General features: G+C 63.1%; 20 protein-coding genes and 1 pseudogene. 12 read left to right on the top strand and 9 right to left on the bottom strand.

Annotated elements, in window-relative coordinates:
* Nucleotides 1-31 precede the first annotated feature (31 nt).
* The 3 genes from PMI20_RS18715 to PMI20_RS18725 form a co-directional block, all read right to left on the bottom strand.
* The gene (locus PMI20_RS18715) at nt 32-523 is read right to left on the bottom strand and encodes a copper chaperone PCu(A)C (protein ID WP_007924890.1); all 492 of its coding nucleotides are present in this window, start codon (nt 521-523) and stop codon (nt 32-34) included.
* A complete protein-coding gene (locus PMI20_RS18720) occupies nt 523-1,128 on the bottom strand; it encodes an SCO family protein (protein ID WP_007924889.1) in 606 nt (201 codons plus the stop codon). Before PMI20_RS18720 ends, PMI20_RS18715 begins: the two co-directional genes overlap by 1 nt.
* Before the next feature lie 168 nt (nt 1,129-1,296).
* The gene (locus PMI20_RS18725; protein WP_007924887.1) at nt 1,297-1,656 is read right to left on the bottom strand and encodes a hypothetical protein; all 360 of its coding nucleotides are present in this window, start codon (nt 1,654-1,656) and stop codon (nt 1,297-1,299) included.
* 172 nt (nt 1,657-1,828) lie between these two features.
* Between PMI20_RS18725 and PMI20_RS18730 the strand changes: the two genes are divergently transcribed.
* The 4 genes and pseudogenes from PMI20_RS18730 (at nt 1,829) to PMI20_RS31015 (ending at nt 6,076) form a co-directional block, all read left to right on the top strand.
* On the top strand, nt 1,829-3,274 hold the full coding sequence (locus tag PMI20_RS18730) for a SulP family inorganic anion transporter (protein ID WP_007924885.1): 1,446 nt from the start codon (nt 1,829-1,831) through the stop codon (nt 3,272-3,274).
* A gap of 145 nt (nt 3,275-3,419) precedes the next feature.
* On the top strand, nt 3,420-4,127 hold the full coding sequence (locus PMI20_RS18735) for a DUF6602 domain-containing protein (protein WP_007924883.1): 708 nt from the start codon (nt 3,420-3,422) through the stop codon (nt 4,125-4,127).
* A 335-nt stretch (nt 4,128-4,462) separates the two neighbouring features.
* Nucleotides 4,463-5,218 (top strand): annotated as a pseudogene (locus PMI20_RS31010) (MCP four helix bundle domain-containing protein); the annotation flags it as partial.
* Entirely contained in the window at nt 5,213-6,076 is an 864-nt protein-coding gene (locus tag PMI20_RS31015; protein WP_370686802.1) for a methyl-accepting chemotaxis protein, read from the top strand. The pseudogene PMI20_RS31010 and the gene PMI20_RS31015, both read left to right, overlap by 6 nt.
* Before the next feature lie 37 nt (nt 6,077-6,113).
* Here the strand turns inward: PMI20_RS31015 and PMI20_RS18745 are convergent, their stop codons facing one another.
* Nucleotides 6,114-7,448, bottom strand: a complete 1,335-nt coding sequence (locus PMI20_RS18745) for an aminotransferase-like domain-containing protein (protein WP_007924879.1) — start codon at nt 7,446-7,448, stop codon at nt 6,114-6,116.
* A gap of 127 nt (nt 7,449-7,575) precedes the next feature.
* Between PMI20_RS18745 and PMI20_RS18750 the strand changes: the two genes are divergently transcribed.
* On the top strand, nt 7,576-8,472 hold the full coding sequence (locus PMI20_RS18750; protein ID WP_007924877.1) for a DMT family transporter: 897 nt from the start codon (nt 7,576-7,578) through the stop codon (nt 8,470-8,472).
* Between the two features lie 417 nt (nt 8,473-8,889).
* On the opposite strand, the gene PMI20_RS18755 is transcribed toward PMI20_RS18750, so the two are convergent.
* Nucleotides 8,890-9,219, bottom strand: a complete 330-nt coding sequence (locus PMI20_RS18755) for a hypothetical protein (RefSeq protein ID WP_007924875.1) — start codon at nt 9,217-9,219, stop codon at nt 8,890-8,892.
* Between the two features lie 272 nt (nt 9,220-9,491).
* Between PMI20_RS18755 and PMI20_RS18760 the strand changes: the two genes are divergently transcribed.
* From PMI20_RS18760 to PMI20_RS18785, 6 genes are all read left to right on the top strand, one after another.
* Nucleotides 9,492-9,920, top strand: coding sequence for a hypothetical protein (locus PMI20_RS18760; RefSeq protein WP_007924873.1), 429 nt, complete (start codon nt 9,492-9,494; stop codon nt 9,918-9,920).
* 36 nt (nt 9,921-9,956) lie between these two features.
* A complete protein-coding gene (locus PMI20_RS18765) occupies nt 9,957-10,451 on the top strand; it encodes a PaaI family thioesterase (RefSeq protein ID WP_007924872.1) in 495 nt (164 codons plus the stop codon).
* Nucleotides 10,452-10,819: 368 nt separating this feature from the next.
* Complete coding sequence (locus PMI20_RS18770; protein ID WP_007924871.1) at nt 10,820-12,139, top strand: pyocin-S2/colicin E7-DNase domain-containing protein; 1,320 nt, start codon at nt 10,820-10,822, stop codon at nt 12,137-12,139.
* Nucleotides 12,136-12,396: a bacteriocin immunity protein gene (locus tag PMI20_RS18775; protein WP_007924870.1), complete on the top strand. Its 261-nt coding sequence runs from the start codon at nt 12,136-12,138 to the stop codon at nt 12,394-12,396. Before PMI20_RS18770 ends, PMI20_RS18775 begins: the two co-directional genes overlap by 4 nt.
* 57 nt (nt 12,397-12,453) lie before the next feature.
* Nucleotides 12,454-13,074 carry a hypothetical protein gene (locus PMI20_RS18780; protein WP_007924869.1) on the top strand — a complete coding sequence of 207 codons (621 nt, stop codon included), beginning with the start codon at nt 12,454-12,456 and terminating at the stop codon, nt 13,072-13,074.
* A 132-nt stretch (nt 13,075-13,206) separates the two neighbouring features.
* Nucleotides 13,207-15,408, top strand: coding sequence for an OsmC domain/YcaO domain-containing protein (locus PMI20_RS18785; protein ID WP_007924867.1), 2,202 nt, complete (start codon nt 13,207-13,209; stop codon nt 15,406-15,408).
* A gap of 157 nt (nt 15,409-15,565) precedes the next feature.
* Here PMI20_RS18785 and PMI20_RS18790 read toward each other — a convergent pair whose 3' ends face one another.
* Nucleotides 15,566-16,783 (bottom strand): MFS transporter, encoded by a 1,218-nt coding sequence (locus PMI20_RS18790; RefSeq protein WP_007924865.1) that lies wholly within the window; start codon nt 16,781-16,783, stop codon nt 15,566-15,568.
* A 155-nt stretch (nt 16,784-16,938) separates the two neighbouring features.
* Here PMI20_RS18790 and PMI20_RS18795 point away from each other — a divergent pair, with 155 nt between their 5' ends.
* Nucleotides 16,939-17,880: a LysR family transcriptional regulator gene (locus PMI20_RS18795; RefSeq protein WP_007924864.1), complete on the top strand. Its 942-nt coding sequence runs from the start codon at nt 16,939-16,941 to the stop codon at nt 17,878-17,880.
* A gap of 52 nt (nt 17,881-17,932) precedes the next feature.
* Here PMI20_RS18795 and PMI20_RS18800 read toward each other — a convergent pair whose 3' ends face one another.
* The 3 genes from PMI20_RS18800 to PMI20_RS18810 form a co-directional block, all read right to left on the bottom strand.
* Nucleotides 17,933-20,770 carry a TonB-dependent receptor gene (locus tag PMI20_RS18800; protein ID WP_284168675.1) on the bottom strand — a complete coding sequence of 946 codons (2,838 nt, stop codon included), beginning with the start codon at nt 20,768-20,770 and terminating at the stop codon, nt 17,933-17,935.
* A 96-nt stretch (nt 20,771-20,866) separates the two neighbouring features.
* Complete coding sequence (locus tag PMI20_RS18805; RefSeq protein WP_007922939.1) at nt 20,867-21,832, bottom strand: FecR domain-containing protein; 966 nt, start codon at nt 21,830-21,832, stop codon at nt 20,867-20,869.
* Nucleotides 21,829-22,335 (bottom strand): sigma-70 family RNA polymerase sigma factor, encoded by a 507-nt coding sequence (locus PMI20_RS18810; RefSeq protein ID WP_007922932.1) that lies wholly within the window; start codon nt 22,333-22,335, stop codon nt 21,829-21,831. The genes PMI20_RS18805 and PMI20_RS18810 overlap by 4 nt, the downstream gene beginning before the upstream one ends.
* Nucleotides 22,336-22,606 lie beyond the last annotated feature (271 nt).

The following is a 22,606-nucleotide window of genomic DNA, read 5'->3' on the forward strand; positions in this document are numbered from 1 at the left end:
GGCTGCCGGTCGTCGCAGGTGCCGCTAACCATCAATGCTGCATCTTGCTGTGGTCAGGCATATTCAGGGCGCGGGCCTGGGCCTCGACCTTGATCGACTCTTTCTCGCCCTTGGCATTTTCCACCACCAGGGTCAGCGGCACCTTGTCGCCTTCCTTCACCTGGGCGACCAGGTCGATCAGCATCACGTGATAACCGTGGGGGTCCAGGGCCACGGCCTTGCCGGCCGGCAACGCGACGAAGTCCGCCGGGCGCATGCTCATCACATCGTTGTGCATGCTCGACTGGTGAATCTGCACGATCTTGGCCACTGGCGACTCGACGCTGAGCAGCTTGCTGTCGTCGCTGGCGGTCAGGGTCATGAAGGCCCCGGTCGCCTGTTGCCCGGCGACGGTGGCGCGTACCCAGGCGTCGTCGACCTGGGTCTGGGCCGCGGCCTGGCCCGCCAGGCCCAGCAGGGACAGGCCGATCAGGATGCGTTTGGCGCGTTGGGCGATAGCGGTTTTATTCAGGGCCGGGTACATCAGCAGACCTCCATGACGGTCAGTAGATCTTCCGCGCACTCTTGCGCGGTAAGCGATTGGGACAAGCCCAGGCGCAACGTGCCCCGGGAGTCGTAGACAAAACTGGTGGCGGTGTGGGACAGGGTGTAGGTCGAACCGCTGGGGATCTTCTCGTAGAACACGTCGAATTCCTTGGCCGTGGCCGCGGTCTGCTCCAGCGTGCCGTACAGCGCGACGAACGACGGGTCGAAGGCCTTGACGTAGGCGTCGAGGACCTCCGGGGTATCCCGCTCGGGGTCCAGGGTGATGAAGATCACCTGCAGGCGGTCGCCGTCGCGGCCCATCAGTTTCTTGGCCTGGGCCGCGCGCGCCAGCGTCGTGGGGCAGATGGCCGGGCACTGGGTGAAACCGAAGAACACCATCGGCATCAGGCCGCTATAGCTTGAGAGCGTCCTGACGTTGCCCTCGGTGTCCTTCAGCTTGAAGGTACGGCCCATGATCTTGTCGCTCAGATCCTTGCCATATTTGTACGACAGCTGGCCCCGGGTATCGCAGCCGGCCAGAAGACCGAGACCCAACACCCCCATACCTGCAATCACCTCGCGGCGACTCAACAAAACACTCATTCGTTACCGCCCTTTGAGGAGCCGAAAGTCCAGACGAGCCGCCAGGCGGCTCATCCGTAAAAGCCACGCATGGTAGCAAAACGAGGCGCCCCGCTTCCTGCCAAATGGATGACAGGTTGTGTGCGACCTTGGTCGGGTGCGGCGTTTAGCCGCGCTTGCCAGCGGCGCTCAGCCCAGCCGCGCCAGGCGTTGTTGCCAGTTGCCGCCGTTGATGCGCTGGCATTGTTCTTCGCTGTCGTACCGCACATGGGCCGCCAGCGCCTGCAACTCCACGCCGGCGTCATGCAGGGCCATGGCTGTCAGTTCGAGCATGCGCTCGCCCTGCCCGCAGGCCAGGGCCAGGGCCTTGCTGGCCTGGGTGTCGAATACCCATACCACTCTCAGGCTGGCGGGAAACGCCGCGTAATCGACCACATGGGTCAGCCAGGAGAAACCGACGATTTGTGCCTTGGCGGTTTCGCAGGCGTCGGTGAGGCTGGCGACCAGGCGGCGTTCGAGACGCGCCTGCTCGCGTTTGCTTGATGGCATGGTGGCTCCTTGGCTGCCCGGTATTAAGCGCCGGAGCCGTGCAGTCTTGCCGCGAGCACCCATCAATACAAGCCCCATGGCTGGCTGGCGCGGCTGTAATTCCGTAACATTCGCCGCCTTTCGATAATCCCCCGCAACCCCGGCCGCCCCTGGCCACCCTCTCAGGTAAACCATGAAACCCGCTCGCCTTCGCGCCGACGTCCTGGCCGGACTCACCACCTCTTTCGCCCTGGTGCCCGAGTGCATCGCCTTCGCCCTGGTCGCCCACCTCAACCCGCTGATGGGCCTGTACGGGGCCTTTATCATCTGTACCCTGACCGCGCTGTTCGGCGGCCGCCCGGGGATGATTTCCGGCGCCGCCGGGTCGATGGCGGTGGTGATCGTCGCGCTGGTGGTGCAGCACGGCGTGCAGTACCTGCTGGCCACGGTGCTGCTCGGTGGCCTGGTCATGATCGCCTTCGGCCTGCTGCGCCTGGGCAAGCTGGTGCGGATCGTGCCGTATCCGGTGATGCTCGGCTTCGTCAACGGTCTGGCGATCATCATTGCCCTGGCCCAGCTGGAGCACTTCAAGGCCGATGAACGCTGGCTCGGCGGCACGCCCCTGTGGCTGATGCTCGGGCTGGTGGCGCTGACCATGGCCATCGTCCATCTGCTGCCACGCTTGAGCCGCGCGGTGCCGCCGGCGCTGGTGGCGATCCTCGGGGTCGGCCTGCTGGTCTACCTGCTGGGCCTGCCGACCCGCACCCTGGGCGACATGGCCCATATCGCCGGCGGCCTGCCGCGCCTGGTGTTGCCGGATATCCAGTGGAACCTGGAGACCCTGGGCATCATTGCCCCCTACGCGTTCCTGATGGCCATGGTCGGCCTGCTGGAAACCCTGCTGACCCTCAACCTCACCGACGAAATCACCGAGAGCCGCAGCTTCCCCGACCGCGAATGCGTGGCCCTGGGCGCGGCCAATATCGCCTCCGGCCTGTTCGGCGGCATGGGCGGTTGCGCAATGATCGGCCAGACCGTGATCAACCTCAGCTCCGGCGGCCGCGGCCGGCTGTCCGGGGTGGTCGCCGGGACGATGATCCTGCTGTTCGTGCTGTTTCTCTCGCCCCTGATCGAGCGCATTCCGCTGGCGGCGCTGGTGGGGGTGATGTTCGTGGTGGCCCAGCAGACCTTCGCCTGGGGCTCGCTGCGGGTGCTGCACAAAGTGCCGTTGAACGACATGCTGGTGATCGTCGCGGTGACCATCATCACCGTGTTCACCGACCTCGCCATCGCGGTACTGTGCGGCATCGTCATCGCCGCCCTCAACTTCGCCTGGCAGCATTCGCGCGAGCTGTACGCCGACAGCCACGAGGAAGCCGACGGCAGCAAGCTGTACCGGGTCCACGGCACCCTGTTCTTCGCCTCGACCACCTCCTTCCTCAACCACTTCGACCCGGCGGGCGACCCGGCCCAGGTGACCCTCGACTGCCGCCACCTGAGCTTCGTCGACTACTCGGCCATCGCCGCCCTGAAAACCCTGCGCGAACGCTACGGCAAGGCCGGCAAGCACCTGCGGGTGACCCACCTGTCCGAGCGCTGCAAGCAGTTGCTCAAACGCGCGGGCATCCAGCACGGTTGAACCCAGGCTCACGGAACGGCCGCCTTCAGCGGCACGTCTGTTCTCGACAAATGCCTTTACACCCCTTCCCGGCTTTCTTACTGTCGAGCAGCCCCGGATTCAAACGGGGCTGCTTGATCCATAAATGTCATACACGGAGTGAGTCATGCCAGGGAAAGACCTGTTGCTTAACAGCATCGAGACGCTGAAAGAAAGCTTGATGCTGGGGCACAAGCAATCGCAGAAGTACCCTTCGACGGTTATTGGAAATGAACGGGAGCTCATTATCGAAAGCCTGCTGGCGCGGGTCCTGCCGCAGAACATTCGCTATGGCTCTGGCGTCATCATGGACTGCTACGGCCAAACCACCGGCCAGGTGGATATCGTCCTTGAGTGCGAGCAAAGCTTCAGCCTGCCGATTACCTCCGGCAAGCAACGGCTGTACTTTGCCGATACCGTGGCAGCCGCCATTGAGGTGAAGTCCGATCTGAGGACCCAGAAGGTCCAGGCGTTCGAACAGAGCCACGCCGTCCAGCGGCTGCAACGGAAAAAGTCGCAAGAAAAATTCATTTTCAGAAATGAATACCTTGTTCCTTCCTACATCATTGCTTTCAAAGGACCGAACGAAGACACCATTGCCAAATGGCTGTTCGAAGAATGCAGAGAGAAAGGCCAGCATTACCCCACCGGAATCCTCTGCCTCGATCCCGCTTACTTTTTCAGCTTCGAACCCTCTGGAAACTTCGAAGCATCCGGGGACAGCGCGGTTTTCGCCTTTCTTTGCAGCCTCTCCAATTGGCTTTCCTTCAATAGAGACAGCCGGTTCGACATCAAGAGCTACGTCTCGCTCCTGGATGAAGCCGAGAGTGACTGACGAGCTCCGACAGTCCCCGCAAGCACTGTGAAAAACAAAAGGCGAGCCGCAGCTCGCCTTTTTCATCAGCCAAACACAGGTTGCTCCGGCCAAAAAAAGCGACATCACTGTGATATCATTGCCCCCTCTCCGGCCAGGGTCCGCGCGATCCCATCCACCCCGGAAGACCCCATAAAAGAAGGCGCCACGATGCGCCTCCCGCCTGTCTTGCCTGCAAGAACCGACGACGCCCCGGAGCCTTTCCGAGCGCGCGCCGCTTTGCTGCGAACCTGCCGGATGCCGCGCAGGTTGTGCCTTTTGCCGCCACAAGGAACACAGTCATGCTTTTACGATCGATGAACATTTCCCGCCGTGCAGGCCTCAGTTTTGCCCTGATCGCGTTGCTCGCGGTTGCGCTCGGGGCGTTCTCCCTGCTGGAAATGCGGCGCATGAACGAGCAGTCGCTCGAGGTCGACAGGAACTGGCTGCCCTCGATCGTCGCGGCCAACGCCGTGGCCCTGACCAGTACCCAGATCCGTACCCTGACCCTGCGCCTGCTGGTCGTACGCGACAGAACCGAAGTCGAGGCCCTGCTGGACCGGGTCAAGCAACTCGACGAGCAACTGTCGGCCCAGCAACTGGCCTACGAAAAACTCAGTATCGCCCCCGAGGAAAAGGCTGCATACGCGCGCTACCTGGGGGTCAGGGCGCTGTACCTCAAGGACCAGCAGCGCGTCCTCGACCTGGCGCGCCAGGGGCGCAAGGACGAGGCGATCGCCATCGTCGACGGCGGGCCGTTCCTGACCAATGCCGACGCCATGCTCAAGGAACTGCTGAGCGTGGTCGAGGTGAATACCCACGGCGGCGAAGTGGCCGCCACACGCAGCAACGAAGTGTTCCAGAGCGCGGTCGGGCTGGTGTTGGCGATCCTGGCCATCGTGCTGGTGCTGACCGTCGGCCTGGCCATCGTGCTCACCCGCAGCATCGTGCGGCCGCTGAGCCAGGCCGTGGCAGTCGCCGAAACCATCGCCAGCGGCGACCTGTGCCATGCCATCAGCGTGACCGGCAACGACGAACCGGCGCGCCTGCTGCACGCCCTGCAACGCATGCAGAACAGCCTGCGCAGCACCCTGCAGAAGATCGCCGATTCCTCCAGCCAGCTGGCGTCGGCCGCCGAGGAACTGCATGCGGTGACCGAGGATTCCAGCAAGACCCTGCACCAGCAGAGCAACGAGCTGGAACAGGCCGCCACCGCGGTCAACGAAATGACCGCTGCGGTGGAAGAAGTGGCGCGCAACGCCGTCAGCACCTCCGAAGCATCCCGGGAAACCGACGCCACCGCCCACCACGGCCGGCAACAGGTGCAGCACACCGTCGACTCCATCGGCGATCTGGCCGACGAGGTGACCCGCACCTGCGAGCAGGTCGAGCACCTGGCGGTGGATGTGCGCAATATCGGCCAGGTCCTGGAGGTGATCCGCTCGATCGCCGAGCAGACCAACTTGCTGGCCCTCAACGCGGCCATCGAGGCCGCCCGGGCCGGCGACGCCGGACGCGGTTTCGCCGTGGTCGCCGATGAGGTGCGGGCCCTCGCCCATCGCACCCAGCAGTCGACCCAGGAAATCGAAAGCATGATCAACACCATCGAAGAAGGCACCGAAGGCGCGGTCAGCGCCATGCGCCACAGCAACGAACGCGCCCACCTGACCCTGGAAGCCGCCCGCGCTTCGGGCCTGGCCCTGGACCAGATCACCCAGGCCATCACCTCGATCAACGAACGCAACATGGTGATCGCCAGCGCCAGCGAAGAGCAGGCCCAGGTCGCCCGCGAGGTGGACCGCAACCTGGTGAACATCCGCGACCTGGCGACCCAGACCTCGGCCGGAGCCAACCAGAGCAACGCCGCCAGCCAGGACCTGTCGCGCCTGGCGGTGGAACTCAACGGCCTGGTAACCCAGTTCAAGGTCTGACGGCCAACGGGCTCCCGCGCCTTGCCGCGCGGGACCTTCAGTAGGCGTATTGAGCAATCACCTTGCGCACCCTTTCCAGCGCCACCCGCAGCTGATCCATATCGACCGAGCCCAGGGCCAGGCGAATCGCGTGGGGCACCGGCGCGGCGCTGACAAAGGGCTCGGCGATGGACACCGAGACATTCTCCCGCAGCAAGGCCATGGCCACCTGATCGGCACGCACCTCCTCGGGCAGCGGCAGCCAGAGAAAATAGGACGCCGGATGCCCGATGTACGCCAGGCCGGCCAGCACCTCCCTGGCCAGCGCCTGCCGGGCTTGCGCATCCTGGCGCTTCTCGGTTTCCAGGCGCGCCACGGTGCCGTCGTCGATCCAGTTGCAGACCAGCGCCGTCATCACCCCGGGGGTGTTCCAGGTGGTCGCGCGGATCACCCGTTCGATCAGCGGCACCCAGGCCGGCGGCGCGACGACAAAACCGACCCGCAGTCCGGTGGCGACATTCTTGGAAAAGCCCGACACATACACCGTCAGTTCCGGCGCCAGGGCCGCCAGCGGCGCGGGCGGATCCTCGGCGAGAAAGGCATAGGCGGCGTCTTCGATAATCAGCAGGCGATGCTGCCGGGCTATGTGCACCAGACGCTCGCGCCACGCCAGATCCAGCACCCAACCCATGGGGTTGTGCAGGGTCGGCATGGCGTACACCGCCCGCACCCGTCGGCTGCGACACAGCTGCTCGAAGGCTGCCAGGTCGGGGCCGTGCTCGGTCAGGGCAATCGACACCAGCTCCACGCCATGCGCGTCGGCCACCACCTTGAACCCCGGGTAGGTCAAGGCATCGGTGGCGACCACATCGCCGGGCTTGAGCAGCGCCATCACCGTGGTCGCCAGGCCATGCTGGGCGCCGCTGACGATCGACACCTGCTCGGCCTCTACCCGCAACCCGCAAGAGACCAGATACCGCGCCACCGCGGCCCGCTCGTGGCTGCGACCACTGTGGGGCTGGTAGCGCAGCAGCGCCTCCAGGTCACCGGCGGCCGCCAGTTGGCGCAGGCCGCCGCGCAACACTTCGGCCTGCCCGGGCAACGCCGGATAGTTGAAATTCAGGTCCAGAGTACCCGCCGCAGTGGCCTGCTGGTCGACGCCCTGGCCCGGCGGCAATGCGGTCTCGCGGACAAAGGTGCCGCGCCCGGTTTCGCCACTGATCAGGCCCATGGCCTCCAGCTCGGCATACACCCGCGAAGCGGTCACCAGGGCCAGCCCTTCCCTGGCGGCCAGCTCGCGGTGAGTCGGCAGGCGGGCGCCGGGCGGCAGGGCGCCGCCACGGATATCGGCGGCAAAAGCATCGACCAGTTGTTTGTAGCGGGCACGGGCCATAGCGAAATGTATCCATGACAATATTTTGATTGTATTGCTTAGCGCTCCTAGGATGGGGCCTGAGCAGCCCAGGCGCAATCTCGCCCTGCAGCGCGGCGCTTACCCTTGAACAGAGCTGAGCCCCTGAATGGAACGGACATCCCCCCTGCCACACTCCACCACGCAAAAGGCCGCGAGCGGCTGGCTCAACGGTTTTATCGGCGTGCTGATTTTCAGCGGCTCGCTGCCGGCCACCCGGGTCGCCGTGCTGGAATTCGACCCGCTGTTCCTGACCGTGGCCCGCGCCAGCATCGCCGGGGTCCTGGCCTTGTGCCTGTTGCTGCTGTTCAAGGAAAAACGCCCGAACAGAAACCAGCTGTGGCCCTTGGCGATAGTCGCCCTGGGCGTGGTGGTGGGCTTTCCCCTGCTGACCGCGCTGGCGCTGCAGTACGTGACCTCGGCTCACTCCATCGTCTTCCTGGGCTTGCTGCCACTGGCCACCGCGGTGTTCGGCGTGCTGCGCGGCGGCGAGCGGCCGCGGCCGGTGTTCTGGCTGTTCTCGGTGCTGGGCAGCCTGCTGGTGGTGGGATTTGCGCTGTCCCAGGGGCTGAGCGCCGCGCCGGCCGGAGACATCCTCATGCTATTGGCGATCCTGGTCTGCGGCCTGGGTTACGCGGAAGGCGCCAAGCTCTCCCGCACCCTGGGCGGCTGGCAGGTGATTTCCTGGGCTTTGGTGCTGGCGCTGCCGGTGATGGCCGTGCTGAGCCTGTTGCGTGCCCCGCCTTCATTTAGCGGCATCACCCTGCCCGCCTGGCTGAGCCTGGGGTACGTCGCGTTGTTCAGCATGCTGATCGGCTTTGTCTTCTGGTATCGCGGGCTGGCCCAGGGAGGGATCGCCGCCGTCGGCCAGCTGCAGTTGCTGCAACCGTTCTTTGGCCTGGCCCTGGCGGCCAGCCTGCTGCATGAACAGGTCAGCCTGGGCATGCTGGGAGTGACCGTGGCGGTGATTCTGTGCGTGGCCGGGGCGAGGAAGTTTTCCAAATAGCAGTTCGGCCCGCCCCAGAGAGACTGGGCTGAGGTTTCCCCTCAGACCGGGGAGATGGTCGCCAGCAGACCGATCGCGATGGTCAGTGCCAAGAATCCAAACAAGAAAATCGCCATCTTCGCCATAAAGGCCTCCTGAACAATAGGTTTTCGCCAGCGCGAAAAGCAGAACGCAGCCTCAGGCTCCAGCCGGCGGGCCGGTGCGCCTGAGGGGTGCGTTATTGTCAGGCCAGATCTGATCCCGATACAGACGCAGGTGACGAAGAAAAATACGGATCAGATGGCGGCGAACTCTGTCGGCCCATGGACCAAAGGTCCGGGTACATGAGGCAAAGCCGACATGCCTCGACCCAGGATCGCCGGCGCCCACGCCAGCATGGCAGCCCGGGCAACCGGCAATTGCGCGTGCCTTCCCCGGTTATTTGCGCGCCAGCTTGTAGCGCACGCAATCGTCGTAAAAACTCTGCCGCACCGTCGCCGGCTTGGCCCGCGAGGGGCTGTCGTAGGTCTGTTCGGTAATGCCCAGGGCCAGCATGCGCATCCAGCCCTTGCTGAACTTGTAGGTCTGCAGCTTCTGCCGCGCGGCATACAGCGAAACGCCCGACAGTTTCAGCTCCTGCGCCCGCGCCGCCGTCCCCGCGCCCCAACTGCACACATACCGGTCATTGGCCGGCAACTCCTTGCCCTCGGCCGCGACAGCCACGCTGACCAAGGCGAACGAGGTCAGCGTCATCCACACATTGCGCATTTTTCGATCTACCTAACCACCTGAAATTAAAGTGATTTTGGCGGTGATTGAGCGACCACGGGGCCAGCATCGGGCCTTATCGGAGAAGGCAATATGCCTCTCTTTTACTGGCCACTTGTTCACTACGGGCGCCAGGCTCGGCAACAACCGCCGGTCCAGGTTCCTGGCGCAGGGTTTCTCGCCCCCTCCGGGCAGAAAATTACCCCTGCAAGCGTCTGGCTGGTATCGTGCGGCCCTGTGAAAACACGCCGCATGACTTGAGGAAATGGACGTTGAGCACTGAAGAAAAACTGACCGGGGATCTGTTCGAAGTCGACAAGCGCCTGGGGCTCAAGCCCGTGGTGGACTTCAACACCTATCTGCGCACGGCCTTCGGCGACGGCAAATGCACCTGCGGTCGTTGTGTCGCCAGCGCGGGCGTCGAGAGCGGTTATGCCTACCAGCACAGCTTCGACTTCGGCGGTAAAGTCACCCACCGCCGCTTCGCCACCACCGCAGGCAGCGATGTACTGCTGGTACTGAAGAAGGCCTGGCTGTCCTACACCAAGGCCGAGCTGGAAACCAGCGGCAACCTGGCGCTGGACACCGTCAAGGAATTCGTCGAGCCGCAATTGCACCAGCGCCTGCTGCCCCTGCTGCTGACCAGCGGGCTGGTCAAGGACATCGATGGCGACCTGCAGATACAGGCACAGGCGGCCTGAGGTTTTCCTTCTCCAACAACAAGAAAGGTAAGACACATGCACCCACTCTCCCTGCAAGACAGCACCGCGCCGGACGGCGTTTGTTTTGGTTGCGGCAGCCGCAACCCCCATGGCCTGCACATCAAGAGCCACTGGCATGAGGATGGAGTGCATGTGATGGCCGAGCACCTGCCGGACAGCCAATACTGCGGCTGGCCCGAGCTGGTGTATGGCGGCCTGATCGCCATGCTGGTGGACTGCCACTCGAACTGGACCGCCATGGCCTACCACTACCGCGCCGAAAAACGCGCCCTGGACAGCCAGCCACGAATCAACTGCGTGACCGGCAACCTCGGCATCAAATTCATCAAGCCCACACCGATGGGCGTGCCTCTGACCTTGCGCGCCAGGGTCGAAGGCGAAGTCGGGCGCAAGAGCCGGGTGATCTGCGAGGTCTACGCCGGCGATGTGCTGACGGCGATTGGCGACTCGATCTTCGTGCGGGTCGATACCGAGCAACTGGCCGCGGCGGCCCACGGCCGGGAAGCCTGAGCCGGATCAGGCTCGCTCACGATCTTGAAACCTTTGCGAACCACGATCCGAAGCAGGTAAAACCAGCTTACAAGGGGGACGCCTAGTTCTTGCTCGCGACGGCGGTTAACGATAACGCGTGTCGAGTGGATGAACGCGGCGCTCTCAAGTCCATCGCGAGCAAGCTCGCTCCTACACCAGCCCCCACTCTCGTCCTTAACTGATCGGCATTAGCCAGAATCGTCCTGCTTGTCAGTCCGTAAAAGTAAAGACTTGCCCTTCAAACCTTTCAGATTCCTCCCGCAGTAATGCCTCGCTATAGCCAATAGGGTTGATGCCATCCCGCCTCCGGCTGGAAAACCGCAACGGATGGACAGGCAGAACGCTCGATGGCGCGCAACAGACTCCCCCCGATCAAGAATCCCCCTTCCGGCGACGGGCACCATGTCAGCTACCGAGACATGACCCCCAGCGAACGGGCGGAACAAGAGGCCAGGCAAAACGCCTATGAACGGATGCTGGTTCGCCAACAAGCCTACGCAGACAGCCTCGCCAGCCCACCCCGCAACCAACAGGCGATGGCCGGCTGCACATTCACCAAATCCTGCAATCTGCCCGACGGGGTCATGGACTACCTCAGCCCATCCGGGGCGATTCCCACCGACGCCATCAAGGACTATGGCGAGCTTGTCTTGCTGGGTGGTCGTGGAACCGACGCGACGGGGAATATCCCGCTCAAGAAAATCAGCGGCGCCCTTCCCGCCGCCCTGGGCAACCTGGCGCTGGGCGGCGAGGCCGTGGCGTCCGCCGGGGCTAGCGTGGCCACCGGCGGGGTCGTCACCGGTGCCTTGGCAGGCCTGGTGGCCATGCTCTGGCCGTCGAGCCTGGGCGACAGCGCCTTGTACACGCCCGAGCAACTCGACGCGCTGAAAGAAGGCCGCACCCGCGTGCGCCTGCATCTCGAACAACGACCCGACGGCACGCTCAAGGGCTATGGCTACAACACGCAAAAGCAGCGTGGCTGGGAAATGGTCCCGGTGGTGCGCTTTGCTGCCGAAGGCCAGCAACAGGTGGCCGACTTCGGCGACGGCGTCACCCTGATCTGGACACCCGCGGTGGACCCGTCCAGCACCTCCGGCATCCCCCCGCTGGAGGCCGCGCCCCAAGCGCCGCACATCTGGATCTTTCCGCCCACCGAACAGGCGGACACCCTCATCGTCAACCCAATCTACCCGCCGGAGTACAAGGACTTCATCCTGGTGTTCCCGCCGGGGTCTGGGGTTCGGCCGCTCTATATCGTGCTGAGCGTGCGCAAGACGCCCGGTACGGTTACGGGTCGGGGGCAGAACGTAGAAGGTCTCTGGCTCGCGGGGGCCGACTCCGGGTTAGGTTCTCCGATACCCACGGAGATTGCTGATCAGTTGTGCGGGAGGGAGTTCAGAAGCTTTGATGCTTTTCGGGAGGAGTTGTGGAGGGCTGTAAGTGATAATCCAGAATTAGCTGCGCAGTTTAACAACAGCAACAAGGCACGAGTGCGAGACGGCATGGCTCCACGCGCAAGAGCCTCTGATACCGTTGGCGGGCGACGCTCCTTTGAACTGCACCACAAGATACCTATTTCAGAAAGCGGTGAGGTTTACGATTTAGATAACCTTGGTGTCGTCACGCCAAGACACCACATCGACTTGCACAGGAACAACAAACGATGATCAAGCTTGCAAGCTCTTTGTCCGAATACACCGAAAGTGATTTTCTTGAGCTACTCGAAGAAATATGCAATGCGGTGGGTACAGAGAAATATCAGGATGAGCTGTTAGAGCACTTTATTAAAATAACTGGCAATCCCGCCGCATCTGACTGGATTTACTATCCCGAGGATGGTGAAGACGATTCGCCAAAGGGAATTTTGAAAACAGTCCAAGACTGGCGTAAGGCCAATGGCTTGCCGGGTTTCAAGGAACCCTAAATCAATGGCCTCGAGGAGCCCTTTCAATGGACACATCAAAGCTGAATCAAGGACGATATGAATTTTTTCAGCCGCATCGCAGGTCTTTTTGACCGAACCCCCAAGGAGCAAATTGCGGGCTATTCCCTGTCAGAACTCCGAGCGGTTTTCGACGACCCCCTTAAACACACCACTCCCGCCCTGCCCCTTCCACTACGCGCGGTTTCTTTGGAAGACACAGGCGTGCCGGCTTATTACTGGACCTTGCTGATCGACGGGAGCGACAGGGATTCTTTCCAGGCACTTATCGAATCCAGTTTCACCTTGAGCCACGAGCGCAGCTTCAACGACCTTCCCGTCAGGCAGTATGAAAACCTCCAACACCACCAGCACCTGATCTGTTTTACATCCACCCGGGAATTCAACGCCGTCACGGTGCGCCTGGTAACCAACAGCACTGACTTTCTCGAAGCCATTCAGCGCCAGCGTTTCGCCGTTCCGCCGCCCTGGGTAGCCTTCGAGGGTTACGACCCTGCCTGGTGGGGAACGCAGTTGCAAGGTGCCCAGGGTTACTACAACGACCAGTACTTCCTGCCGTTTTTTACCGGCTTGAGTAAGGCAGAGAAGCTGGCTTATTACGCCCGCTACGCTGCCAGCCAAGCGTGGGCTGCCAGCCTGATGTCAATCGGTGATGAGTGAGAGCAGCTGATGCCGCAGGCCGCGACCTCCTCCCCCCAACCACCTGGCCCGCTTGCCGAAAAGCGCAAGACTTCGCGCTGAAAAACCGGATAATGGCCGCCATTTCGTTTTGCTCGTTATTCGGTGTGCCCCATGGAAATCAAGGTCAACTTTCTCGACAACCTCCGACTTGAAGCCAAGTTCGATGACTTCACGGTGGTGGCCGATCAACCCATCCGCTACAAGGGCGATGGCTCGGCACCGGGTCCGTTCGACTATTTCCTGGCGTCATCGGCGTTGTGCGCGGCGTACTTCGTGAAGTTGTACTGCGACACCCGCAATATCCCCACCGATAACATTCGCCTGTCGCAGAACAACATTGTCGATCCGGAAAACCGCTACAACCAGATCTTCAAGATCCAGGTCGAGTTGCCGGCGGATATCTCCGACAAGGACCGCCAGGGCATCCTGCGCTCCATCGACCGTTGCACCGTCAAGAAAGTGGTACAGGCCGGGCCTGAGTTTGTGATCGAGGAGGTGGAAAACCTCGACGCCGATGCCCAGGCCCTGTTGATGCCGAGCGCCGAGGCGCACACCACCTACATCGCCGGCAAGGACCTGCCGCTGGAACAGACCATCGCCAACATGTCCGGCATCCTGGCGGGCCTGGGCATGAAGATCGAGATCGCTTCGTGGCGCAATATCGTGCCCAACGTCTGGTCGCTGCATATCCGCGACGCGCAGTCGCCGATGTGCTTCACCAACGGCAAGGGCGCGACCAAGGAAGGCGCCCTGGCCTCGGCCCTGGGCGAGTTCATCGAGCGCCTGAACTGCAACTTCTTCTACAACGATCAGTTCTGGGGCGAGGAGATCGCCAACGCGCCATTCGTGCATTACCCGGACGAGCGCTGGTTCAAGCCAGGCCCCAACGACGAGCTGCCGAGCGAAATCCTCGATGCGTACGGCCTGAAAATCTACAACCGCGAAGGCGAGCTGCGCGGTTCGCACCTGTTCGACACCAACTCCGGCAATGAAGAGCGCGGCATTGTTTCGCTGCCGTTCGTGCGCCAGTCGGACGGCGAAGTGGTGTATTTCCCGTCGAACCTGATCGAAAACCTCTACCTGAGCAACGGCATGAGCGCCGGCAACACCCTGGCTGAAGCCCAGGTGCAGTGCCTGTCGGAGATCTTCGAGCGCGCCGTCAAACGCGAAATCATCGAAGGCGAATTCGCCCTGCCGGATGTACCGGCAGAAGTCTTGGCCAAATACCCGGGGATTCTCGCCGGCATCCAGGGCCTGGAAGCCCAGGGCTTTCCGGTGCTGGTCAAGGATGCGTCCCTGGGCGGTGAGTTTCCGGTGATGTGCGTGACCTTGATGAACCCGCGTACCGGTGGCGTATTTGCCTCGTTCGGCGCGCACCCAAGCCTGGAAGTGGCGCTGGAGCGCAGCCTCACCGAGCTGCTGCAAGGCCGCAGTTTCGAGGGTTTGAACGATCTGCCGCCGCCGACGTTCGAAGGTCAGGCGGTCACCGAGCCGAACAACTTCGTCGAGCACTTCATCGACTCCAGCGGCGTGGTGTCGTGGCGCTTCTTCAGCGCCCAGTCGGATTACCAATTCGTCGAGTGGGACTTCTCCGGCCAGGGTGAAGACTCTAATACCCAGGAAGCCGCGACCTTGTTCGGCATTCTCGAAGGCATGGGCAAGGAGTCCTACATGGCCGTGTACGAGCACCTGGGCGCCACCGCCTGCCGCATCCTGGTGCCGGACTACTCGGAAATCTACCCGGTGGAAGACCTGATCTGGGACAACACCAACAAGGCACTGTTCTTCCGCTCCGACATCCTCAACCTGCACAGCCTCGACGAGGAAGAGTTGCAGGCGTTGCTCGAGCGCCTGATAGAAAGCGAACTGGACGACTACACCGATATCACCACCCTGATCGGCATCGAGTTCGACGACAACACCGCCTGGGGTCAACTGACCATCCTGGAGTTGAAGCTGCTGATCTTCCTGGCCTTGCAGCAATATGAAGAAGCCAAGGAGTGCGTGGAGATGTTCCTGCAGTACAACGACAACACCGCCGAGCGTGGCCTGTTTTACCAGGCGATGAATGCGGTGCTGGAGATGGAGCTCGACGACGATCTGGACCTGGCGGATTACGAAGCCAATTTCCGTCGCATGTTCGGCAACGAGCGGATGGATGCGGTGATTGGCTCGGTGAATGGCGATGTGCGCTTCTATGGCCTGACGCCGACCAGCATGAAGCTGGAAGGGATCGACCGCCACCTGCGCCTGATCGACAGCTACAAGAAGCTGCACGCGGCGCGGGCCAGGGTGACGGCGCTGTCCAGCTGATGGCCAGGCCGGGGAACAGCGCCCGCCGTTGAATCGACAGGCGCTGGCCCCACAGGCATAGGAAATGGCCCGGGCGATCAGCGGGCCAACCCGCCGGACCCACCCCGCTGCCGGCTCGAACCAGCTACTTCTCAGCGACCTTCCAACCCCTTCCCTGCTAGCCCCCGGCGACACCTTCCTCCCCCGGCGCCGTATTGCCGGCAATGGCAGCCCCGAGGAAGTACAGCATCCCGCCCGCGACGATAAACAGCATCAGCATGTAGAAGATGTATTGGGGCGGCTGCACCGCCAAGACCACACCGCACAATACCGGCCCCAATGCCGCGCCCAGGTTGTTCAGGTTCTGCGCCCCGTAATACATGCCCCGCAAATGGCTGGGGGCGATGTTGTCGATGAACATGTATTCGGCGGGAAACACGATAATCTCGCCGAGCGTGAAAATGACCATGGCGCCGACCCAGAACACCAGGGTGGTCGACAGGGCGAAGCCCGCCAGCCCCAGGACAAACATAACCAGCCCGCCGGCGAGCCACAGGCTCAAGTGTTGCTGGGAGATTTTCCTGCCGATGAGGTATTGCAGGCTGATCACCGTCAGGGCATTGGTCGCCACGATGCTGCTGATAATCCGGTAGGCAGTTTCGGCTGTGGTGGTCACCACCAGGTACTGCGAGAGGTAGGCACTGAACTGGCCGAAGACCACGGCGCTGAGCAGCCCGCCCAGGGTAAAGCACACCAGCCGGCGATCGCTCAGCAACAGCTTGCCCACGGCCAGGAATGGCGCGCGGGGCTGGCTTGGTTCAACGCCCGCCAAGCCCCTGTCGCCCCACACGAAGTAGACAAAAAAGAACCCTGCGCCCAGCCCCGCGGACAACAGAAAAGGCAGGCTGATATCCAGCCCGGCCAGCCCCGCGCCGAGAAAGGGGCCGACGGCATAACCGATATTGGTCAGCGTGTATTTGATCGAAAACACCTCGCCCCGGCCAGCGACGGGGAGCAGGCTGCCAAAACCCGATTTCACGGCAATATCGATGACCGCGTAAGCCAGGTTGATCGACACCAGGCACAGGTAGAACAGCCAGAGATCGCGCGCGACAAAGGTGCCGAGGAAACCCGCGGTGAACACGCCACTGCAGACCAGGATCAGCCTGTAGCTGGACATCTGGTCCACCAGGAACCCGCCATACAGGCTCAACAGCGAGCCAATGATCAGCGTGCTGCCGATGACCAGGCCGACATCGGCGATGCTCAAGTGGAAGTGGCCCGATAAGTAAATGACCAGGTAAGGCAGGGTGATCGCGCGAGCGAGGGTCAGGATCAGGGACGCTGAAAGCAGCAGGTTTACCGTGGTCGGATAGTTTCTTAGCGTGGCCAGCATCCTTGCCTCATCGTTATTGCCATTATTTTTGTCGGGTTCGCGCTGTGGCAATCGCAGGAAAGCCGGCGCGGATCAAGCATACTGCTGAACCCAGTTCTCATTGCTGATGGTTTTTACCGGGTGCGTGGAGCCAGATTCACGAATAAGGAATGTCTATGTTTTCCTCCGAACGCTTGAAGGGCATCGATGTATTTGTCTGCGTGGCCGAGTCTGGCAGCTTCACGGCCGCCGCCGAGAAAATGCACCTGACAGGCTCCGCCGTCAGTAAAAGCATCGCGCGCCTGGAGGGCCGGCTGGGCACTCGCCTGCTGCATCGGACCACGCGACGCGTGGCGCTGACCGACGCGGGAATGACCTTCTATCGCACCTGCACCGGCGTGCTGGCCGACCTGGAAGACGCCGAGTTTGCACTCAAGGCCGAAGCCAACGAGGTCCGCGGCAGTGTTCGCATCGACCTGCCAGGGGCTTTTGGCCGCGCCCAGGTGCTGCCGATCCTGCTGCGCCTTGCCCAGGATCATCCGGCCCTGGTGCCGCATGTTTCCTTCTCCGACGGTTTCGTCGACCCGTTCAAGGAAGGCGTGGACATCGTTGTGCGTATTGGCGGCGCGGATGCCGGGCCCGATACGCTGGGGCAGCGTTGCCTGGCCCGCGAACGACACCTCTTCTGTGCATCCCCCGCCTATCTGGCCAGGCAGGGCATCCCATTGACCGAAAGCGATCTGCAGCAGCATCAGTGCATCGCCTATGGCTGGGTGGATGGCCGGATCAATCCCTGGAATTTCGCCGACGACCAGGGCGTAACGACGCGCCGACAGGTCGCCGCCCAGCTTGTGGTGGGCAATGGCGAAGGCATCGTGATGGCGGCCATGGCCGGTTGCGGTATCGCGCAGTTGCCGTCCTGGCTCATCCAGCGGCAGCTGGACGAAGGGACCTTGGTGGAGGTGCTTGCCCATCGGGCAAGCGAGGGGATGCCGATCAACCTGGCCTGGGTCAAAAGTCGTGAAACGCTGCCCAAGGTCAGGGTCCTGCTGGAGGCCCTGGTCACAGGGCTGACGCCGATAGATGACGGCGACCTGACCGCCAGCCCTGCCCGCTGACAGACAAGGATCGGCCAGTACCTGCCGCCGGCCGATAGCCCCCGCCCAGCCCTCAGAACTTCGTCAACACCCCCACCCGCAGCGTCCGCCCCGGCGCCGGCATGAAGCTCTGCGCCAGCGGGTCCAGGTAGTAGCGATCGGTCAGGTTCTGCAGCGAAACGTTGAGATTGGTGTGCTCCTTCAACTTGTAGTTGAGGAACAGGTCGAACAGCGCCACCTCGCGGTAGACCAGCTGCGGCGTGGTCGCGCCGGTCTGCCAGTTCTCGTCGGCCTTGACCGTCGGCCCGGAGCTGTAGGTGGCGCGCCCGCCGACGGTCAGGGACTGGTCAAAAAAGCGCAGGCCCGAGGTCAGGTTCGCCGAGAACCGTGGCGGGTTCTGGGTGTTGGAGTACGAGCCCATGAAGCTGCCCGGCGTGCAGTCCGGCGTGTTGCTCAAGTCCCGATAGCGATTGCTGCTGGCCCGCAGCCGCGCGGCGAAGGCCGAGTCGCAGGTTTCGGTCTTCAGGTAGTAGGTGGAGGAAAAGTCCGCGAACACCCGGCCCGCGTCGTAGTGCGACTGCAGCTCCAGGCCGCTGGTCTTGAAGCTGTCAGTGTTGCTGAAGCGCATCTGGCCCATCAGGCCCGGGCTCGGGTCGTAGTAGCGGGTGATGTAGTGCTTGATGCTGTTGTTGAAGTAGGCAATCTTGAGCGCCGCCGAGTCGTTGTCCAGCAGCAGGCCCTTGTGCAGCGTGCTGGCGCCGATTTCCCAGCTGCTGGAACGTTCGGGTTTCAGGCCTTTGCCCGGTGTGGTCTGCAACACGCCCTGGCTGGTTTCGAACAGCGAGGGCATGCGCAGCCCCTGGGTGTAGGACGCATAGACGAAGGTGTCTGGCAGCACCTCGACATTGATGCCGAAGGCCGGTGCAAAGGCGCCGCCGCTGTTGCTCTGCTTGCCGGAATAGTCATAACCGCTGACCACCTCGCCCACCTGCGACGGATAGACCGTCGAGTCGGTCGCGCCGAAGTCGTTGTAGCGGATGCCCTCGAACGGAAAGTTGGTGTTGTTGAAGACAATGCCATTGTTCCGCCGCGGGTCCGTGGCGTCGGTGTACTGCCCGTTCGAGTCCGGGAACCACAGCATGTTGCCGGAGGTGTCCGTGTTCGAGACCCGCAGGTACCTCAAGTCACGCTCCTCCCAGCGCGCCGTCGCTTGGGCGACGTGGTCCTTGCTGCGGTAATAGGTATAACGACCGCCGCCCCACAGGGTCAGGCTGTCGACCGGCTGGTATTCCAGCTTGCCGTTCAGGCTGAACTCCTGCCGTTCTCCTTCGCGCAGCATGCGGTTGGCGTTGATGTCGTGCTGGGTGGTGACCACGCCCTTTTGCGGGCGCAAGTCCTCGACCTGGAACGAGCCGCCCAGGTCCAGCTTGAAATCGCCATAGTCGCTCTGCAAGTGCGAGGTGTTGGCCAGGTCGCCGCCGATGCGGCGGTCGGCCTGCCGGCTCCATTTGCGGTCCGAGCGATAGGCTTGCGAAGCCGGCGCCGCTACCGAGGTCAGTTGGCTGGTCTGCGCGTCAGTCATCCATAGGCTGGCCGTCAGGTCCACCAGCGGATTGCCGTCCGGCAGGTAGTGGTAGCGCGCGGTGTAGGTGTCGATCTTGGTATGGCCCAGGGGGTACTGGTAGATGCCGCCGGTGCCGAAACGGAAAATGTCCGACGGCATGATCTCACCGATGCGCCCGTCGTAGCGGCGGTAGCCCAGGTCGAAAGTGTGGCCGTCCGCCGGGCGCAGGGCGGTCTTGAGTAAGAAGGACTCGGTCTCCGAAGAGGAGTTCAGCACCTCCTCGCCGGCGTTATAGGTGGTGGCCACCGTCATGTCTTCAGCGCCGTAGCGGTCATAGGTGCGGTAGCGGTCCTGGCCCTTCTTGCCGGCGAAATAGTTGCCCTGGTTGCGGTGGGCATAGGCCGCCACCAGGTCAAAGAACTCATGGCTATAGGCGAACGCGGCACTGCCGGACTCGGCCTTCGAACCGAACAGTCCGCCACGGCTGCGGTGCGGTTCCGAGTACAGGTCCTCGGTCGAGGAGTGGCCGTCGCGGGAGGCGGGAGCGACGCCGTTGTTCCACAGGTCGCCCTTCAAGCGCAGGCCGAAGTTCTTGCCGTCCTGCAGGATGTCGTCGACGCCGAGGGTGCGCATCTTCACCGTGCCGCCGATGGCGCTGGAGGTCAGGCTCGGGCCCTTGTCGATGGCGATGTCACTGATCAGGTCCGGGTCGATGTAGCTACGTTGCTGGGTGCCGGCATACCCGCGATAGACATCCAGCGCCTGTTGCGAGCCATCCACCGTGACCGCCACCCGACTCTGGCCCTGGATGCCGCGGATGTTCACATCCAGGCCGCCGCCGTTGCGGCTGTCGCCGACCTGCACCCCAGGCTGGCCCTTGAGCACGTCGCCGACCGAGATCACGCCAAAGCGCTGCATGTCCTCGCCGGAGATATACAGCGAGGAGCGCGGCGCCGAGTACACCTCCTTCTGCTCCAGATCTTCGCCGACGACTTTCTGCGACGGCAGCACCATATCCCCGCCCGCCCGATACAACTCGAAGCTGCCGTCAACCTGGCGCTGATAGCCCAGGCCGGTTCCCGCCAGCAACCGCGCCAGGCCCGCCTCGGTGCTGAAATCGCCTTGCAGGCCCTGGCTGCGCTTGCCTTCTGTCAGCGTGGCGCTGCCCGCCATATTGATCCCCGCCTGCACGCCGAAACGCGACAGCGCCTGGTCCAGGGGGCCGGCGTCGATGCTGTAGTGCTGGCGCTCGCCAGCCGCGAACACGGCCGCGCCGCACAGCGGCTGCAGGCTGAGGAAAAGCAGGCCAAAGGTGCGGGCACACAAGGCTCGGGCGGGGAAAATCATGCAAGGCTCCTAGGGGTTGGCACCCACCTGTCCCGGTGGGTCATACCTGAAGGCCAAGCCAGATCGAAAAAACTGCGCCCCGGGGAAAAAATATTTTCAGGCCGGCACCACAGTCACCCAATAACGGGTTCGTCGCTCGATGCGCACCGGCAGCGTATTGGCCACCAGCGCCAGTGCGGCATCGGTGTCGTCCAGCTGGAAACTGCCGGTCACGCGCAAGGCCGCGACCGCTGCGCTGCAACGCAAAAAGCCCGGGCGGTAACGCGAGAGTTCAGCCAGCAGGGTATCCAAGCGCATGCGTTCGGCCGGCAAGATGCCGCGCAGCCAGGCGTGGGCCATAAACGGATCAACGCGGCTCGGTGCCGCGACGCCCTGGCGGTCGATCCGGGTTTGCCAACCGGTCTGCAGCGGCACTGGTAGCCAATGGCGCCGCGCACTGACCTGCACCAGGCCGCGCAGCACCGTCACCTGGGTGCCCTGGCGATCGTGGCGCACCAGCAGATTGGCGCCGCGGCTGTACAGCACCGCGTCCGGGGTCAGCAGTTGCAGCGATGCCGATTCCGCCGGCGCATCCAGCGCCAGCTCGCCCTCGACCAACTGCACACTGCGCCGCTGCGCGGTCAGCTCCAGGTTCACCGCGCTGGCGGTGTTCAGCCACAGCGAGCCACCGTCCGCCAGGGCCCAGCGCCGACGCTCGCCGATACTGGTGCGGTAAGTCGCCAGGGCCGAACGCACCAGGGTGGAATCCGTGCCTTGCCAGGCAACCCCGCCGAACAGTCCCAGGGCGAGCAGACACTTGAGCACCTGCCGACGCCGCTGCGGATCGGCACCGGCCGACTCCAGTGCCCGCCGCGCCGTGGCATCGGCCAACAGATTGGCCCCAGGCTGCAGCATCAGCGGCAAGCTGCTGACCCGCTGCCAGGCGTATTCATGCTCGGCGCTCACCTGCCGCCACTGCTGCAAGGCCTGATGCTCGACATCGCTCATCAGCCCGGACTGCGCCCGGACCATCCAGTCGATGGCGCTGTCCCGCACCCGCGGATCAACCACGGCGCCACTCATTCAAAACGGCTCGCGTAACAGACACTGAACGCCTTGCCCATGGCCCGCTGCACCTGGGCCACGCTCAGGTTCAACCGCGCGGCGATCTGCGGGTAGGTCAAGCCGTCGAGCTGGGACAAGAAGAAAATCTGCCGCACCCGCGACGACAGCCCCACCAACAGCGAATCCAGCTGCAACAGGGTTTCGATCATCAAGTGCCGCTCTTCCGGCGAAGGCTCCTCGGCCACTGGCCGCGCCGCCAGCGCTTCCAGGTAAGCCCGCTCGATCGCCTGGCGCCGCCAGCGATTGATCAGCAGGCCATTGGCAATGGTCGCGAGAAACGCCATGGGCTGGCGCAGCTCGCGCACATCCTCCTGCGAGCGCATCACGCGGACAAAGGTGTCGTGAGCCAGGTCCTCGGCATCGGCGCTGTGCCCCAGCCGCCGATGCAACCAGCCGCGAAGCCAGCCGTGATGGTTCGCATACAACCGGGCGACGGGCGAGGCAAAGCTGTCGTCGTGCATGTCAGATCCGCATTAATGATAATGCTTCTCATTTTAGAGTTTGACGACAGGCGTTGTACAGCGCAGAGGAAGTGGCACGGTTTTTAGCAGGGCCCTGAAATGCCCTCGGCATAGCACATTTGCCCTATATGCCCCCCTCCAACGCCATGCTGAAATAAATCCCTCTATTGAGTCAGATTTAACAGGGGCCGGCCGTGCCAGATTCCCTGACTCCACGTTTCTGACGTGCCCCGTTGAGGATCGCTGATAACCAGGGCGAAACACTATTAAG

Source organism: Pseudomonas sp. GM17, from assembly GCF_000282175.2.
GTDB lineage: Bacteria > Pseudomonadota > Gammaproteobacteria > Pseudomonadales > Pseudomonadaceae > Aquipseudomonas > Aquipseudomonas chlororaphis.

What these genes read in the sequence shown, in the direction of transcription:
- PMI20_RS18805 (WP_007922939.1), bottom strand. Translation starts at nt 21,832, where the DNA reads ATGAGTGGCGCCGTGGTTGATCCGCGGGTGCGGGACAGCGCCATCGAC.
- PMI20_RS18800 (WP_284168675.1), bottom strand. Translation starts at nt 20,770, where the DNA reads ATGATTTTCCCCGCCCGAGCCTTGTGTGCCCGCACCTTTGGCCTGCTT.
- PMI20_RS31015 (WP_370686802.1), top strand. Translation starts at nt 5,213, where the DNA reads ATGCAGAACAGCCTGCGCAGCACCCTGCAGAAGATCGCCGATTCCTCC.
- PMI20_RS18795 (WP_007924864.1), top strand. Translation starts at nt 16,939, where the DNA reads ATGTTTTCCTCCGAACGCTTGAAGGGCATCGATGTATTTGTCTGCGTG.
- PMI20_RS18810 (WP_007922932.1), bottom strand. Translation starts at nt 22,335, where the DNA reads ATGCACGACGACAGCTTTGCCTCGCCCGTCGCCCGGTTGTATGCGAAC.
- PMI20_RS18720 (WP_007924889.1), bottom strand. Translation starts at nt 1,128, where the DNA reads ATGAGTGTTTTGTTGAGTCGCCGCGAGGTGATTGCAGGTATGGGGGTG.
- PMI20_RS18725 (WP_007924887.1), bottom strand. Translation starts at nt 1,656, where the DNA reads ATGCCATCAAGCAAACGCGAGCAGGCGCGTCTCGAACGCCGCCTGGTC.
- PMI20_RS18730 (WP_007924885.1), top strand. Translation starts at nt 1,829, where the DNA reads ATGAAACCCGCTCGCCTTCGCGCCGACGTCCTGGCCGGACTCACCACC.
- PMI20_RS18785 (WP_007924867.1), top strand. Translation starts at nt 13,207, where the DNA reads ATGGAAATCAAGGTCAACTTTCTCGACAACCTCCGACTTGAAGCCAAG.
- PMI20_RS18775 (WP_007924870.1), top strand. Translation starts at nt 12,136, where the DNA reads ATGATCAAGCTTGCAAGCTCTTTGTCCGAATACACCGAAAGTGATTTT.
- PMI20_RS18745 (WP_007924879.1), bottom strand. Translation starts at nt 7,448, where the DNA reads ATGGCCCGTGCCCGCTACAAACAACTGGTCGATGCTTTTGCCGCCGAT.
- PMI20_RS18755 (WP_007924875.1), bottom strand. Translation starts at nt 9,219, where the DNA reads ATGCGCAATGTGTGGATGACGCTGACCTCGTTCGCCTTGGTCAGCGTG.
- PMI20_RS18765 (WP_007924872.1), top strand. Translation starts at nt 9,957, where the DNA reads ATGCACCCACTCTCCCTGCAAGACAGCACCGCGCCGGACGGCGTTTGT.
- PMI20_RS18790 (WP_007924865.1), bottom strand. Translation starts at nt 16,783, where the DNA reads ATGCTGGCCACGCTAAGAAACTATCCGACCACGGTAAACCTGCTGCTT.
- PMI20_RS18715 (WP_007924890.1), bottom strand. Translation starts at nt 523, where the DNA reads ATGTACCCGGCCCTGAATAAAACCGCTATCGCCCAACGCGCCAAACGC.
- PMI20_RS18735 (WP_007924883.1), top strand. Translation starts at nt 3,420, where the DNA reads ATGCCAGGGAAAGACCTGTTGCTTAACAGCATCGAGACGCTGAAAGAA.
- PMI20_RS18770 (WP_007924871.1), top strand. Translation starts at nt 10,820, where the DNA reads ATGGCGCGCAACAGACTCCCCCCGATCAAGAATCCCCCTTCCGGCGAC.
- PMI20_RS18780 (WP_007924869.1), top strand. Translation starts at nt 12,454, where the DNA reads ATGAATTTTTTCAGCCGCATCGCAGGTCTTTTTGACCGAACCCCCAAG.
- PMI20_RS18750 (WP_007924877.1), top strand. Translation starts at nt 7,576, where the DNA reads ATGGAACGGACATCCCCCCTGCCACACTCCACCACGCAAAAGGCCGCG.